The organism is Cellulomonas avistercoris (assembly GCF_014836445.1).
Classification (GTDB): Bacteria; Actinomycetota; Actinomycetes; order Actinomycetales; family Cellulomonadaceae; genus Cellulomonas; species Cellulomonas avistercoris.
The window spans coordinates 218,239-231,582 of the sequence record NZ_JACSQV010000003.1 but is presented as its reverse complement, the minus strand read 5'-3'; the positions used below and the strand labels follow the sequence as shown (position 1 = coordinate 231,582).

The following is a 13,344-nucleotide window of genomic DNA, read 5'->3' as shown; positions in this document are numbered from 1 at the left end:
GGGGGGGGGGGGGGGGGGGGGGGGGGGGGGGGGGGGGGGGGTGGGTCAGAGGGGGTAGGTGGTGCCCGGGGAGGCGAGGGTCACGGGGCCGTCGTACACCGCGCGGGCCTCCGCGAGGGCGACCGCGGGGTCGTTCCACGCCGGGACGTGCGTGAGGACGAGCGAGCGTGCGCCGCCGCGGGCGGCCGCCTCCCCCGCACGGCGTCCCGTCAGGTGGATCCCGCGCACGTGGTCGTCGCGCCCCTCGACGAACGCGGCCTCGGCGAGCAGCAGGTCCGCGGCCGTGGCCAGGTCCTCCAGCCCGGGCGACGCGTCGGTGTCGCCGCTGTAGGCGAGCGTGACGCGCCGGGTCGGGTCGCCCTCCGACGGTCCGGTGACCCGGATGCCGAACGCCGGCACCGGGTGGTCGACGGGCACCGCCTCGAGCGTGAGCGGGCCGACGACGACCTGCTCGCCCGCGCGCCAGACCCGGACGTCGAACTGCTCGCCGGTGTGGGCGGCCAGGTCGTCGCCCGACATGTGCCCGAGCCGCTCCCGCGTGCCCTCGGGCCCGTGGACCGCCACGCGCGGCAACGCCCCGCCGGGGTGGTAGCGGCGGTACACGCCCAGGACGGCCATGTCGGCGACGTGGTCGGCGTGCAGGTGCGACAGCGCGACGACGTCGAGCGCGGCCGGGTCGCCCCAGCGCTGCAGCGCGCCGAGCGCCCCGTTGCCCAGGTCCAGCAGGGCGGACCAGGTGCGCCCGTCGGCGTCCTCCGCCTGCACCAGGTACGACGACGCCGCCGACCCCGGCCCGGGGAACGACCCCGCGCACCCCAGGACGAGCAGCCTCATCGCAGCGCCCCCCGCGGCTCGACCGACTCGACCTCGGGGCCCAGGAAGCGGCGCGCCAGCGTGGCGAACGACCCGGGGTCGCCCGTCGCGAGGAACCGGTGGGTGGGCGCGCCCAGGGCGGGGTCGCGCTCGAGGTCGTGCGCCACGAGGGTCCGGTAGACGTCCTTGGCGGTCTCCTCCGCGCTCGAGACGAGCGTGACCTGGTCCCCCATGACGTAGGAGATGACGCCCGTGAGCAGCGGGTAGTGCGTGCAGCCCAGGACGAGCGTGTCCACGCCGGCCTCACGGATCGGGTCGAGGTACTCGTGCGCCGTCGCGAGCGCGTCGGGCCCCGACGTCACGCCGGCCTCGACCAGCTCGACGAAGCGCGGGCACGCCCGCGACGTGAGCTCCACGCCGGCGACCGCGAACGCGTCGTCGTAGGCGCGCGAGTCGATCGTCGCCCGCGTGCCGATGACGCCGATGCGCCCGTTGCGCGTCGCGGCGACGGCCCGGCGGGCCGCCGGCAGCACGACCTCGACGACAGGCAGCCCGCGCCGCAGCGTGTACCGCTCGCGCGCGTCGCGCAGCACCGCCGCCGACGCGCTGTTGCACGCGATGACCAGCATCTTGACGCCCGCGTCGACGAGGTCGTCCATGATCTCGAGCGCGTGCGCGCGCACCACCGCCAACGGCTTGGGTCCGTACGGCCCGTTGAGGGTGTCGCCGATGTACAGCGTGGACTCGTGCGGCAGCTGGTCGAGGATCGACCGCGCCACGGTCAGGCCCCCGACACCGGAGTCGAAGATGCCGATGGGGGCGTCGCTCACCCGACCGAGACTAGCCGCCGGACCGCCCTCGCCCCCCGCCGCCGGCCTCAGGTGCGGCGAGCATCACAGCCAGCAGCGACTCCTGGAGCCACGACAGCGCGCCGTAGACCGACGCCAGGTACGCGCGCACGTCGTCCTCGTCCTCGGCGGCCAGACCGTCGTAGAGCGCCTCCGAGTCCGCGTCGGTGCGCAGCTCGAGGCGCTCGCCCAGCACGAGCCGCAGGTCGGTCAGGGTCGCGGCCACGTCGTCCGCGGCCTGCGGCGAGACGACGAGGGCGTGCTCCGGCCACCCCGGCTCCCCGTGCACGAGCGAGGTCCACAGCGTGCGCAGGCGCGCGATCTTGCGGGCCCGCAGGTCGTCCTCGGTGAGCCGGCGGAACTCGCCGGCGACCTCCGGGTCGTCGCGCGACGCGTCGGGCAGCAGGCGGCGCACGGCCGGGTCCTGCGGGGGCGGCACGGGCGCGGTGCGCAGCGACCAGCCCTCGGGCGCGCCCGGGTGGGCCGGTGACGACGCACCCGGACGGGGGCCGTCCTCGAACCTGCCGGCGCCGAGCAGCTCGGCGACGTCCGCCACGACGGACGCGACGACGGCCCGCTCCCCGGCGTCCAGCCCTGCGACGAAGTGGCCCTTCTGCCGACGGAACGCCCGCATCACTGCCCGCCGCGCTGCATGGTGGCCCACAGCCCGTAGGAGTGCATGGCCTGCACGTCGACCTCCATCGCCTCGCGGTTGCCGGTCGAGACGACCGCACGCCCCTCCTCGTGCACCTGGTGCATGAGGCGGTCGGCCTTCTCGCGCGGGTAGCCGAAGTGGGTCTGGAAGACGTACGTCACGTAGGACATGAGGTTGACGGGGTCGTTCCAGACGATCGTCACCCACGCGTCGGCGGTGGACGTCGCCTCGTCCACGTCGGGACGCGTGTCGGGGGCGGTCGTCGCAGGCACGACGACAACTGTAGGCCGCGCCGGACGGGCCGCCGGGTGCCGGACGTGGGTCCGGACTACGTTGACGCCATGACGGACACGAGCGCCCCCGCGCCCACCCCGACCACCGCTGCCGTGGCCGCGGTCGGCTCCGGCAGCACCGCGCTGCTCACCGACCGCTACGAGCTGACCATGCTGCAGGCGGCGCTCGCCGACGGCACGGCGCACCGGCGCTGCGTCTTCGAGGTGTTCACCCGGCGGCTGCCCGCGGGACGCCGGTACGGGGTGCTGGCGGGCACGGGTCGGGTGCTGGAGCAGCTCGCGGCCTTCCGGTTCGGGACGCCGGAGCTCGACTGGCTGGCCGACGAGCGCGTCGTCGACGACGCGACGCTCGCGTTCCTCGCGGACTACCGCTTCGCCGGGGACGTCGTCGGGTACGCCGAGGGCGAGGTCTTCTTCCCGCAGTCGCCGGTGCTGGTCGTCGAGGGCACCTTCGCGCAGGCCGTGCTCATCGAGACCCTCGTGCTGTCCGTCCTCAACTACGACTCGGCGGTCGCGTCGGCGGCGTCCCGCATGACGAGCGCGGCCGTGGACCGCCCGTGCCTCGAGATGGGGGCGCGCCGCGCGCACGAGGACGCCGCCGTCGCGGCCGCGCGGGCCGCGGTCGTCGCCGGGTTCGCCGCCACGTCGAACCTCGAGGCCGGCCGGCGCTACGGGCTGCCGACGATCGGCACCGCGGCCCACGCGTTCACGCTGCTGCACGACGACGAGGAGGCGGCGTTCGCCTCGCAGGTGCGCTCGCACGGGCCGGGCACGACCCTGCTGGTCGACACGTACGACGTGCGTCGCGGGGTCGAGCGGGCGCTCGCCGCGGCGGGCACCGGGCTCGGGGCCGTGCGCCTCGACTCGGGCGACCTGGGGGTGCTGGCGCACGAGGTCCGCGCGCAGCTGGACGCCGCCGGTGCGCGCGACACGAAGATCGTCGTCACCAGCGACCTGGACGAGCACGCCATCGCGTCGCTCGCGGTGGCGCCGGTCGACTCCTACGGCGTGGGCACCTCGCTCGTCACGGGCTCCGGTGCCCCGACGTGCGGCATGGTCTACAAGCTGGTCGCGCGCGAGGGCGCGTCCGGGGTGATGGAGCCGGTCGCGAAGGCGTCGCGGTCCAAGACGAGCCTGGGCGGCCGCAAGGCCGCCGCGCGGCGCCTCGGGCGGGACGGCCGCGCCGTCGAGGAGGTGCTGGTCGTGGGACCGGACGAGCAGGTGGCCGCGTGGACCGACGCGCGGCGCCGCGAGCCGGACCCGCTGCTGCGGCCCCTGCACGTGCCGCTCGTGACCGACGGCGAGGTCCTGCCGGGGCTCACGGCCGCCGCGGGCGTGCAGGCCGCGCGCGCACGGCACGCCGCGTCGCGCGACGAGCTGCCCCGCGGGGCGCGTCGCCTGTCGGCCGACGAGGCCGCGGTCGAGACCGTCGAGATGCGCCTGGCCTGAGGCGTCCGACCCTGAGGCGTCCGACCCCGGGTGCAGCCGCCCGGGTACGGCACAGGCCGGGACGCGCATGGCGTCCCGGCCTGGTGCTGCGTGCGGCGCGACGGTCGGCGGAGGGGGTGTCGGCCGTCGCGGCTGCGCTAGATCCTCGAACGACCGCGGCCCACCAGGCCGAGGATGAGGCTGACGACCAGCACGATGACGCCGATCCAGATGAGGAACTGGCCGATGTTGGTCGCGACGCCAAGGATGACGAGGACGACACCGACAAGGATGAGGATGAGCCAGGACGGCATGTGAACACCTCTTTCGTGCGAACGCCGGCGGCATGTACGCCGCCAGGCTCCGGGTTCGGCCCGGGGGTACCCGGGCCGGGTTTGTGTCGGGATGAGCCTGGCAGTCCCCGCCCGGTTCGGCACGCTGAACGGTCGACTTGCGCGAGCGTCCGGCACTGGTATGTGGTCACGCGTCCAGCGCGGTGACCTGCGATTTCATGCGATTCTCATGGTCCACATGCTGAGATGGCGCCCGGCCGCGGGCAAGCGGCAGCGCCTCAGCGCTTGCCGACGAACCAGCCACGCAGCATCGCGATCCGGGCCGCGAGCTGGTCCGGCGCGGCGACCGCGACCTCGGGCCCGCCGCACCGCCGGCGCAGCTCGGCGTGGACGGTCGCGTGCGGCTGGCCGCTGCGGCGCGCCCACGCACCGACCAGCTGGGCCAGCTCCTTGCGGAGCTCGGCCTGCTTGCGGTGGTCCATCACCTCGGGCTCGACCTGGGCCCGCGCGCGCCGGGCACCCTGCTGGTCCGCCTGCCGCTGCCGCAGGAGCGTCGTGACCTGGTCCGCGTCGAGCAGCCCGGGCAGACCGAGGAAGTCGAGCTCCTCCTCCGAGCCGACCTCCGCGCCCGTGCCGAACTCGCCGCCGTCGAACAGGACACGGTCGAACGACGCCTGCGCCTCGAGCGCCTCGAAGCTCCCCGCGACCCCGTCGGAGCCGACGGCGTCCGCGCTCTTCTCCGCGCGCTCGGCGAGCGCCAGGAGGTCGGCCTCCGGGTCCTCGGAGCCGTTCGTCGGCCGGTCGAGGGCGTGGTCCCGCTCGACCTCCAGCGTGGCTGCGAGCTCGAGCAGCTGCGGGACGCTGGGCAGGAACACGGACGCCGTCTCGCCCCGCCGACGCGCGCGCACGAAGCGCCCGACGGCCTGCGCGAAGAACAGCGGCGTCGCGGTGCTCGTGGCGTAGACGCCCACGGCCAGCCGCGGCACGTCGACGCCCTCGGAGACCATGCGCACCGCGACGAGCCACCGCGCGTCGCCCTCGGCGAACTCCTCGATCCGGTCGCTCGCGCCGTCGTCGTCGGACAGCACGACCACGGGCGACTGCCCCGTCAGACGCGCCAGGTGCCCCGCGTACGCGCGGGCGTCGGTCTGGTCCGTGGCGATGATCATGGCGCCCGCGTCGGGGACCGTGCGCCGGACCTCCGTCAGCCGCCGGTCCGCCGCCGCGAGCACCGAGGGGATCCACTCGCCGTTGGGGTCGAGCGCGGTGCGCCACGCCTGTGACGTCATGTCCTTGGTCAGCGGCTCGCCCAGGCGCGCGGAGATCTCGTCGCCCGCCTTGGTGCGCCACCGCATGGACCCGGAGTACGACAGGAAGATGACGGGCCGCACGACGTGGTCGCGCAGCGCGTCGCCGTACGCGTAGGTGAAGTCGGCGAGCGAGCGACGGATCCCGTGCGCGTCCGGCGCGTAGGTCACGAACGGGATCGGGGCCGTGTCGGACCGGAACGGCGTGCCCGTCAGCGCGAGGCGGCGCGTCGCGCCCTCGAACGCCTCGCGGACGGCGTCGCCCCAGGACAGCGCGTCACCGCCGTGGTGCACCTCGTCGAGGATGACGAGGGTGCGCTCGGCGGTCGTGCGGGCGGCGTGCAGCGCGGGCTTGCTCGCGACCTGCGCGTAGGTGACGGCGACGCCGTCGTAGCCCGCGCCGTGGCGCCCCTGCGCGTTGGAGAAGCGCGGGTCGAGCCGGATGCCCACGCGCGCCGCGGCGTCCGCCCACTGCTTCTTCAGGTGCTCCGTGGGCGCGACGACGGTGACCCGTCGCACCGTGCGCGACTCGAGGAGCTCGGTCGCGATGCGCAGCGCGAAGGTCGTCTTGCCGGCGCCGGGCGTCGCGACCGCCAGGAAGTCGCGCGGCGAGCGCTCGCGGTAGAGGTCGATGGCCTGCGCCTGCCACGCCCGCAGGCTCCCCGCGGCCCCCCACGGCGCACGCGCGGGGAACGCCGGCGGCAGCTGCTGCGCTGCCGACGTCGAGGGGTGCTGGGGGGTGTTGAGGGGGGCGACGGACCGACGGGCCGCGCTCACGCGCCGCCCGCGCCGGAGCCGGAGCCCTTGCCACGGCCGAAGCCGAAGAACCCGCGACCGCCCCCGCCACCGCCGGAGCCGCCGTCGCCGTCCTGCGGCTCCCGCAGGCCGTCGTAGACCTCCTTGCACACCGGGCACACGGGGAACTTGTTCGGGTCGCGACCCGGCACCCAGACCTTGCCGCACAGGGCGATGACCGGCTTGCCGGTCATCGCGGACTCCATGATCTTCTCCTTGCGCACGTAGTGCGCGAAGCGCTCGTGGTCCCCCGGCTCGACCTGCTCGTCGGTCTCGGTGCGCTCGAGGAGCGAGGTGCCGCCCTGCGGGCCGAACGGGTCGTCGGGTCCTGTCGGCGTGGTCGGCTCACTCATGCCGGACATCGTACGTCGCGGGTCCGACGTCCCGGTGGTGGGTGATCGTGTGGAGCCCCACGGTCGACGGCTTCCTCCCCGACCATCCATGTGTCAAAGTATCGACACATTGACCATCGGATCGGAGACCCACCGTGCGACTGCTCGTCCTGCCCCTCGTGCTGCTGCCCCTCGTGGCGCTGGCGGCGATCGTCGCGACCGTCGTCACGGCCCGCACCCCCGCGGGGCCGGGCAGCGCCCCGGAGGTCGCGACGTCGCCCGAGGCGTTCGCACGCGCCCGGCGCCATGCCGCTCTCGTCGCCGGCCTGTCCTGGGCGGCCCTCGTGCTCGTCGCCGTGGCGCTGCCGCGCACGATCCCCTTCGGGCCCGACCAGGGGATCCTGCTCGGTGGTGCACCGGCCCTCGCGGGCGTCGTCGCGCTGCTCGTCGCGGCCGTCGGCGAGCGGACGTGGCCCCGCCCCGCCGGTGCGGTCCGCCGCGCCTCGCTCGCGCGCCGCGACGTCCGCGACGTCGCCCCGCGCGCGCTGGCCGCGACGGTCCTGGGCTGGTCCGGCGCCCTGCTGGTCGTGCTGCTCGCGACCGGGCTCACGGCCGCCCCCGACGGTCGTTCGGTGACGGTGCGTCCCGACGCGCACTCGACCTCCGGCGCCGGTCCGTACCCCGGCGCGGCGTACGGCCTCCCGATCGCCGCGGCCGTCCTCGTGCTGCTCGTGGCGACCGTCGTCACGCTGCACCTCGTCGCCTCCCGACCCGCCGTCGCGCAGGTGTCGACGGCCGACGACACCCGGCTGCGACGTGCCGGCGCCCGACGCGTCCTCGCCGCGGTCCAGCTCGTGGTCGGCGGCACGCTCGCGGGCGTGCTCCTGGTCACCGGCAGCGCGCTGCGCAACGCGGCCACCTCCGGCTACGACGTCGGCGAGGGGTGGACCACGTCGACCGACCCCCTCGCACAGGCGTTCGGCGTCGCCGGCCTCGTCGTCGGACCGGCGGTCCTCGTCGCGACGCTCGCCGTCACGGGCGTCGCCCTCGCGCGGGCGTCCCGCGAGACGGCACCGGCCGCTCCCGCCGCGGTGCCGGCGTGAGCGTGCACGTCGAGGTCGACCTGACCTCCCGCGTGCCGGTCTACGAGCAGGTCCGCACGCAGGTGGTCGCGCACGTCGCGGCCGGCCGGCTGCGCCCCGGCGACCGACTCCCGACGATCCGCGCGCTGGCGACGGACCTCGGCGTCGCGCCCGGCACGGTCGCCCGCGCGTTCCGCGAGCTCGAGCTCGCGGGGGTCGTCGTCACGCGGCGCCGCAGCGGGACGGTCGTCGCCGACGACGCCGCACCGGCGCACGTCACGGCGCGCCACGCGGCCGCGGCGTACGTGACCGCCGCCCGCGCGGCCGGACTGACCCCGGACGAGGCCCTCGACCTCGTCCGCGGCGCCCTGCTCGGCTGACACGAGGACGGCCCGACGCACCGGCAGGCCCGGCGCGTCAGAGGCCCTGCCACGGGGGCTTGTCCGCGTACGTCTCGCGGTAGTGGTCGGCGAGCTCGAGCAGGCTCGCCGCCTGCTCGTCCACGAGCACGGTGACGTGCGGGTGCAGCTGCAGCACGGTGGCGGGCCAGCGGGCGCTCACGGGCCCCTCGACGAGCTGCCGGACGGCCTGCGCCTTGCCCACCCCGGTCGCCAGGAGGACGAGGTGCCGCGCGGCGGAGATCGTCGCGAGGCCCTGCGTGAGGCAGTGGCGGGGCACCGCGTCGGCGTCACCGCCGAAGAACCGTGCGTTGTCCTGCCGCGTCCGCAGCGTCAGGGTCTTGATGCGGGTGCGCGACGCGAGCGACGAGCCCGGCTCGTTGAACGCGACGTGGCCGTCGGTGCCGATGCCCAGCAGCTGCAGGTCGACGCCGCCCGCCCGCGCGATGGCCGCCTCGTAGGCCGCGCACGCCGCCTCCAGGTCGACCGCGAGACCGTCCGGCCCGTGCACCGCGCCGGGCGGCAGGTCGATGCGCGAGACGAGATCGGCGTCGATGACGTGGCGGTAGCGCTGCGGGTGGTCCGCCGGCAGGCCCACGTACTCGTCGAGCAGGAACGCCCGCACGCGGGCGAAGGACAGCCCGCGCTCGGCGTGCCGGCGAGCGAGCTCGTCGTACACGAGCTGCGGGCTGGAGCCCGTGGCGAGGCCGAGCACGGCGTCCGGCCGTGCGACGAGCAGCCGCTCGACCGCGTCCGCGGCCAGCCGCGCCAGCTCGTCCGGTGCTGCGATGACGACCTCCATCAGCCGATCTCCCCTCGTCCGACCAGCGCGGCGCCCACGGCACCCACCGGGACGTGCTGTGGTGCCAGGTGAACACGCTCGGCGAGCCGCAGCGACCCGAGGAAGGCCGATGCCGCGGTCTCGCGCGCCAGCTCGGCGCGCACCGCGTGCAGCAGCGGCTCACCCACGCCGCTCACACCCCCTCCCACGACGACGGCGTCGACGTCGCACGTGAGGACCAGGATCCGCACGGCACCCGCGACGGCCCACACGAACCGGTCGCGCACGGCGACGGCGCGCGGGTCCCCCGCGGCGGCGGCATCGAACAGGACCAGGGGTGCCGGCCGCCCGTCCGGCGACGGCCACGCGGCGTCGAGCGCGCTGCCCGACGCGTACTGCTCGACGCAGCCGCGCTGCCCGCACCCGCAGGGCAGGCCGTCGGGCACGAGCGTCAGGTGGCCGACCTCCCCGGCCGCCCGGTGCGAGCCGCGGCGCAGCGTCCCGTCGAGCAGCAGACCGGCCGCGACGCCCGTCCCGAGCGCGAGGAACGCGAGGTCGCGGCGCTCCCCCGCCGGCGCGAGCGTGTGCGCGGCACCGAGCACGGCGACGTTGAGGTCGTTCTCGACGCGCACCCGCACGCGCGTGGCGAGCGCCCCCGCGACGGCGTCGGCCAGCGCGAACGGGCGGTCCACGCCGACGTTGACGGCGTGCTCGACGGTCCCCGTCACGGGGTCGACGACGCCGGGCACGCCGATCCCGACGCCCGCGAGCGCCGCGGGCGGCACGTCGTGCGCGGCGGTGAGCGCGCGCACCGACGTCGTCACCGCGTCGACGAGGCCGACCTGGCCCGGTCGCGTCGCGACGCGGTGCGTCCCGACGACCCGGCCCGCGGGGTCGAGCAGGACCGCGAGCACCTTGGTGCCGCCGATGTCGACGCCGACGCCCCAGCCGGGCGCGCGCGGGTCGAGGTGTGCTGCGGGCACGACGGGACTCCCCCCCGGGATCGTGTCGTCCATGGCTCAGCCCTTGACCGCCCCGGACACCAGGCCGCCGGTCATCCGTCCCTGCACCAGGAGGAAGAAGACGACGACCGGGACCGCGACCAGCACGGAGCCCGCCATGAGCGCCCCCCAGTCCGTCGCCTTGGTGGCCTGCTGGAACGTGCGCAGCCACACGGGCAACGTCATGGACTCGGGCCTGGTCATGATGATCAGCGCCATCATGAACTCGTTCCACGCCTGCAGGAAGGCGAACACGCCGGTCGCCACGAGCCCGGGTGCCAGCAGCGGGAACGTCACCTTCCAGAACGCGCGGGGCCGCGAGCAGCCGTCGATCATCGCGGCCTCCTCGAGCTCGACGGGGACGCCGTCGACGAACCCGCGCAGGGTCCAGACGGTGAACGGCAGCACGCCCGCCAGGTACACGAGCCCCAGGGCCAGCACGGTGTTGAGCAGCTGCCAGGCGTCGACGAGCTGGAAGACCGAGATCATCATCGCCTCGCCCGGCACCATCTGGACGACCAGGATCGACAGCACGAACGCCTTGCGGCCACGGAACCGGAAGCGCGTGACGGCCAGGGACGCGGCGAACGCCAGGACCATCGAGGCGACGAGCACGAGGAACGTGACCTGCAGCGAGGTGCCGAGCGCGGGGAGGAACGGCGAGCGCTCCTGGTGGAAGATCGCGGTGTCGTAGTTGCGCAGCGTGAGCCGGTCCGGCCACAGGTGCAGCTCGGGGCCCGAGATGAGGTTCGTGGGCAGCAGCGACGTGTTGAGCATCCAGTAGACGGGGAACGCGAACGCGGCGGCGAGCAGCGCCGCGACGACGCCCCAGCCGACGGACGCCGCCGTGCGGCGCGCGGGGCGACGGCGGGTGCCGACGGCCGGACGCGGCACGACGGCCGGCGCGACGGCCGCGGGCACGGCACCGACGGGTGCGAGGCTCACAGCTGCTCCTCCCTGATCGTCGCGCGCACGTAGTACGCCGAGATCGCGAGCATGATGATCGTGAAGATGACGGCGATGGCGCTGGCGGCGCCGTAGTGGCCCTGCGCCATGCCCATCTCGTAGATGTAGACACCCAGCGTGCTGGTCTGCGCCTTGACGCCGCCGATGCCCTGCAGCACGAAGATCTGCGTGAAGACCTTCAGGTCCCAGATCATCGAGAGCACGATGACGACGACGTAGATGGTCCGCACGTACGGGACCTGCACGCCCACGAAGCGCTGCCGCGCGCTCGCACCGTCGAGCTGCGCGGCCTCCAGCACCTCGCCGGGGATCTGCGTGAAGCCGGCGTAGAGCGTGAACGCCACGAACGGGATGGCGCCCCACACGATGACGAGCGCCGCGACGGCGAAGAACGACAGCGGCGAGATGAGCCACGAGTGGCCCATCCAGTCGTCCCCCGTCAGCGACGTCAGGACGTGGTTGACGACGCCGTACTGGGTGTCGAAGATCCAGCCCCACACCAGCATCGCCGCGAGCGGGGGCATGGCCCAGGCCAGCAGCATGCCGGTCGACAGGACGAGGCGCATGACCCTGCCGAGCCGCATGAGCAGGAGCGCGACGAGCGTGCCCACGGTGATGGTGGCGGCGACGCACACGAGCATGAAGACGAAGCTGCGGGCCGTCACCGCCCAGAAGCGCTCGTCGGTGAGCGTCGCGACGTAGTTGTCCAGGCCGACGAACGGTGCGGGCACCCCGAGCAGCTGGGCGCGCTCGTACTCGTGGACCGACAGCCACAGCATGCGCACGAGCGGGTAGCCCGTGATGACGACGAGCACGGCGAGGCTGGGGGCCAGCATCAGCCAGGGCAGGAGGCGGGCCGGGGTGATCACGCGCGTCGCGCGCGGCACCGGGGCGGCGTCCGGCGGGGCCGCCGGGAGCGTGGTGGAGCTCATGGGTGTCCCTCCGTCGACGGCCGGTCGGGCCCGCGTCGCGCGGGCCCGACCGGAGCTGCCGGGTCAGCCGTTGAGGATGGACTCGATCTGGGCGTCGAGCTCCGCGGCGATCGTCGGGACGTCACCGCCCTGCGCGATCTGGACGAGCGCGTCCTGGATGACCTTCTGCGCCTCGACGTCGCCCCACCTCGGGGTCGCCGGCGTGAGCTCGGCGTTGGCCGCGGCGGCGGCGGACGCCTGGGTGAACTCGTCCTGCGGCAGCGCCGAGGCGAGCGACTTGCGGGCCGGGATCATCGAGTTCTCGGCGAGGATCGTCTGGTACTCCTCCGAGAGCAGGATGGTCAGGGCCTTCTTGGCGAGGTCGACGTTCGCGGACTTCGTCGCGACGGCGACGTTCGACCCGCCGGCGAAGACCTTGGCGGTCTGGCCCGCGGTCGCGCCGGGGAGGGGGAAGGCGTGCAGGTCGGCGCCGAAGGTGTCGGGGCAGCCGGGCGCCTCGGCGTCGGCGGGTGCCTGGATGGACCAGCGGATCCAGTTCGGTGCGGACAGGAACGTCGTCTGCCCGGCGCAGAACGGCACCTGCAGCTCGGCCTCGTCGCCGTCCTTGGGCGCGTTGGACGCGTTGACCATGAGGTCCTGCACCTGCTGGAGCCCCTTGACGCCGCCCGGGGAGGAGAACCCGGCCTCCCACGTGCCGTCGTCGTCAGGCTCGGCGATGAAGCCGCCGTTCTCCCACACGAAGGGCAGGGCGTTGTACCAGTCCTGCCCGGGGAACCACAGGCCGGACCGGTCGGCCGTCCGCAGGGACTTGGCGGTCTGCACGTACTCCGCGAGCGTCGTCGGCACGGGCGTGCTCCCGAGGACCTGCCCGCTGTAGAACACGATGCGCGAGCCGGCGTAGTAGGGCGCGGCGTAGAGCGTGTCCTCCCACGTGCCGGCCTTGACGAAGCCCGGCAGCAGGTCGTCGCCGCCGAGGTCCTCGGCGATGTCGTCGAGTGGTGCGAAGTACCCGGCCGACGTGAACGTCGCGGCCTGCGTGTTGCCGACCTCGACGACGTCGGGCGAGTCGGAGGACGACAGCGCGGTGGTGAGCTTGTCGACGAGCCCCGTCCACGACTGCTCCTCGATCGTGAGCGTCGAGCCGGGGTTCTCCTCCTCGAACGTCGACGTCAGGTACTCGCGCGCGACGTCGGGGGTGTCGGTGCCGACGAGCCAGACGCGGATCTCGGCGCCCTCCGCGTCGCCGGACGCCCCGTCGGAGCTGGTGGCGCCGCCGCTGGAGCACGCGGCGAGCGCGAGCGCTGACGTCAGTGCGACGGCGCCGAAACGTAGGATCTTCACGTGGGTGGTCCTCCCGTGTGCGAGGCGATCGTCGCCACGACGTCGCCGGTGGGTGGTGCTGCCGACCTGCTGGAAGGTC

The 13,344-nt window shown here is 74.7% G+C and carries 15 protein-coding genes; 3 read left to right on the top strand and 12 right to left on the bottom strand.

What is annotated here, in order from left to right; all coding sequences use genetic code 11:
• Positions 1 to 45 precede the first annotated feature (45 nt).
• Genes H9657_RS05605 through clpS form a run of 4 tightly spaced genes read right to left on the bottom strand, consistent with a single transcriptional unit; the run spans position 46 to position 2,588 of the window.
• A complete protein-coding gene (locus H9657_RS05605; RefSeq protein ID WP_191781201.1) occupies positions 46 to 834 on the bottom strand; it encodes an MBL fold metallo-hydrolase in 789 nt (262 codons plus the stop codon).
• Positions 831 to 1,643: a glutamate racemase gene (murI, locus tag H9657_RS05600; protein ID WP_191781200.1), complete on the bottom strand. Its 813-nt coding sequence runs from the start codon at positions 1,641 to 1,643 to the stop codon at positions 831 to 833. Before murI ends, H9657_RS05605 begins: the two co-directional genes overlap by 4 nt.
• A gap of 10 nt (positions 1,644 to 1,653) precedes the next feature.
• The gene (locus tag H9657_RS05595; RefSeq protein ID WP_191781198.1) at positions 1,654 to 2,295 is read right to left on the bottom strand and encodes a DUF2017 domain-containing protein; all 642 of its coding nucleotides are present in this window, start codon (positions 2,293 to 2,295) and stop codon (positions 1,654 to 1,656) included.
• Positions 2,295 to 2,588 carry an ATP-dependent Clp protease adapter ClpS gene (gene clpS / locus H9657_RS05590; RefSeq protein WP_191781196.1) on the bottom strand — a complete coding sequence of 98 codons (294 nt, stop codon included), beginning with the start codon at positions 2,586 to 2,588 and terminating at the stop codon, positions 2,295 to 2,297. Before clpS ends, H9657_RS05595 begins: the two co-directional genes overlap by 1 nt.
• A gap of 69 nt (positions 2,589 to 2,657) precedes the next feature.
• Here clpS and H9657_RS05585 point away from each other — a divergent pair, with 69 nt between their 5' ends.
• Positions 2,658 to 4,058 carry a nicotinate phosphoribosyltransferase gene (locus H9657_RS05585; protein WP_225214677.1) on the top strand — a complete coding sequence of 467 codons (1,401 nt, stop codon included), beginning with the start codon at positions 2,658 to 2,660 and terminating at the stop codon, positions 4,056 to 4,058.
• A gap of 137 nt (positions 4,059 to 4,195) precedes the next feature.
• On the opposite strand, the gene H9657_RS05580 is transcribed toward H9657_RS05585, so the two are convergent.
• The 3 genes from H9657_RS05580 to H9657_RS05570 all read right to left on the bottom strand — a co-directional run bounded on the left by H9657_RS05580 (position 4,196) and on the right by H9657_RS05570 (position 6,785).
• Positions 4,196 to 4,351, bottom strand: a complete 156-nt coding sequence (locus H9657_RS05580) for a hypothetical protein (protein ID WP_013116552.1) — start codon at positions 4,349 to 4,351, stop codon at positions 4,196 to 4,198.
• A gap of 257 nt (positions 4,352 to 4,608) precedes the next feature.
• Positions 4,609 to 6,414, bottom strand: a complete 1,806-nt coding sequence (locus H9657_RS05575; RefSeq protein ID WP_191781194.1) for a DEAD/DEAH box helicase — start codon at positions 6,412 to 6,414, stop codon at positions 4,609 to 4,611.
• Positions 6,411 to 6,785 carry a DUF3039 domain-containing protein gene (locus H9657_RS05570; RefSeq protein ID WP_191781192.1) on the bottom strand — a complete coding sequence of 125 codons (375 nt, stop codon included), beginning with the start codon at positions 6,783 to 6,785 and terminating at the stop codon, positions 6,411 to 6,413. Before H9657_RS05570 ends, H9657_RS05575 begins: the two co-directional genes overlap by 4 nt.
• Before the next feature lie 134 nt (positions 6,786 to 6,919).
• Here H9657_RS05570 and H9657_RS05565 point away from each other — a divergent pair, with 134 nt between their 5' ends.
• Together H9657_RS05565 and H9657_RS05560 are read left to right on the top strand one after the other, a co-directional pair.
• A complete protein-coding gene (locus H9657_RS05565) occupies positions 6,920 to 7,867 on the top strand; it encodes a hypothetical protein (protein WP_191781190.1) in 948 nt (315 codons plus the stop codon).
• Entirely contained in the window at positions 7,864 to 8,226 is a 363-nt protein-coding gene (locus tag H9657_RS05560) for a GntR family transcriptional regulator (protein ID WP_191781188.1), read from the top strand. The genes H9657_RS05565 and H9657_RS05560 overlap by 4 nt, the downstream gene beginning before the upstream one ends.
• 37 nt (positions 8,227 to 8,263) lie before the next feature.
• Here the strand turns inward: H9657_RS05560 and nagB are convergent, their stop codons facing one another.
• From nagB to H9657_RS05535, 5 genes are all read right to left on the bottom strand, one after another.
• Positions 8,264 to 9,046, bottom strand: coding sequence for a glucosamine-6-phosphate deaminase (nagB, locus tag H9657_RS05555; RefSeq protein ID WP_191781186.1), 783 nt, complete (start codon positions 9,044 to 9,046; stop codon positions 8,264 to 8,266).
• On the bottom strand, positions 9,046 to 10,008 hold the full coding sequence (locus H9657_RS05550; RefSeq protein ID WP_318241314.1) for an ROK family protein: 963 nt from the start codon (positions 10,006 to 10,008) through the stop codon (positions 9,046 to 9,048). The genes nagB and H9657_RS05550 overlap by 1 nt, the downstream gene beginning before the upstream one ends.
• Before the next feature lie 36 nt (positions 10,009 to 10,044).
• Positions 10,045 to 10,971 (bottom strand): carbohydrate ABC transporter permease, encoded by a 927-nt coding sequence (locus tag H9657_RS05545; RefSeq protein ID WP_318241313.1) that lies wholly within the window; start codon positions 10,969 to 10,971, stop codon positions 10,045 to 10,047.
• Positions 10,968 to 11,924 carry a carbohydrate ABC transporter permease gene (locus H9657_RS05540; protein WP_191781183.1) on the bottom strand — a complete coding sequence of 319 codons (957 nt, stop codon included), beginning with the start codon at positions 11,922 to 11,924 and terminating at the stop codon, positions 10,968 to 10,970. The genes H9657_RS05545 and H9657_RS05540 overlap by 4 nt, the downstream gene beginning before the upstream one ends.
• 63 nt (positions 11,925 to 11,987) lie before the next feature.
• Positions 11,988 to 13,265 (bottom strand): extracellular solute-binding protein, encoded by a 1,278-nt coding sequence (locus H9657_RS05535; protein ID WP_191781181.1) that lies wholly within the window; start codon positions 13,263 to 13,265, stop codon positions 11,988 to 11,990.
• Positions 13,266 to 13,344: the final 79 nt, after the last annotated feature.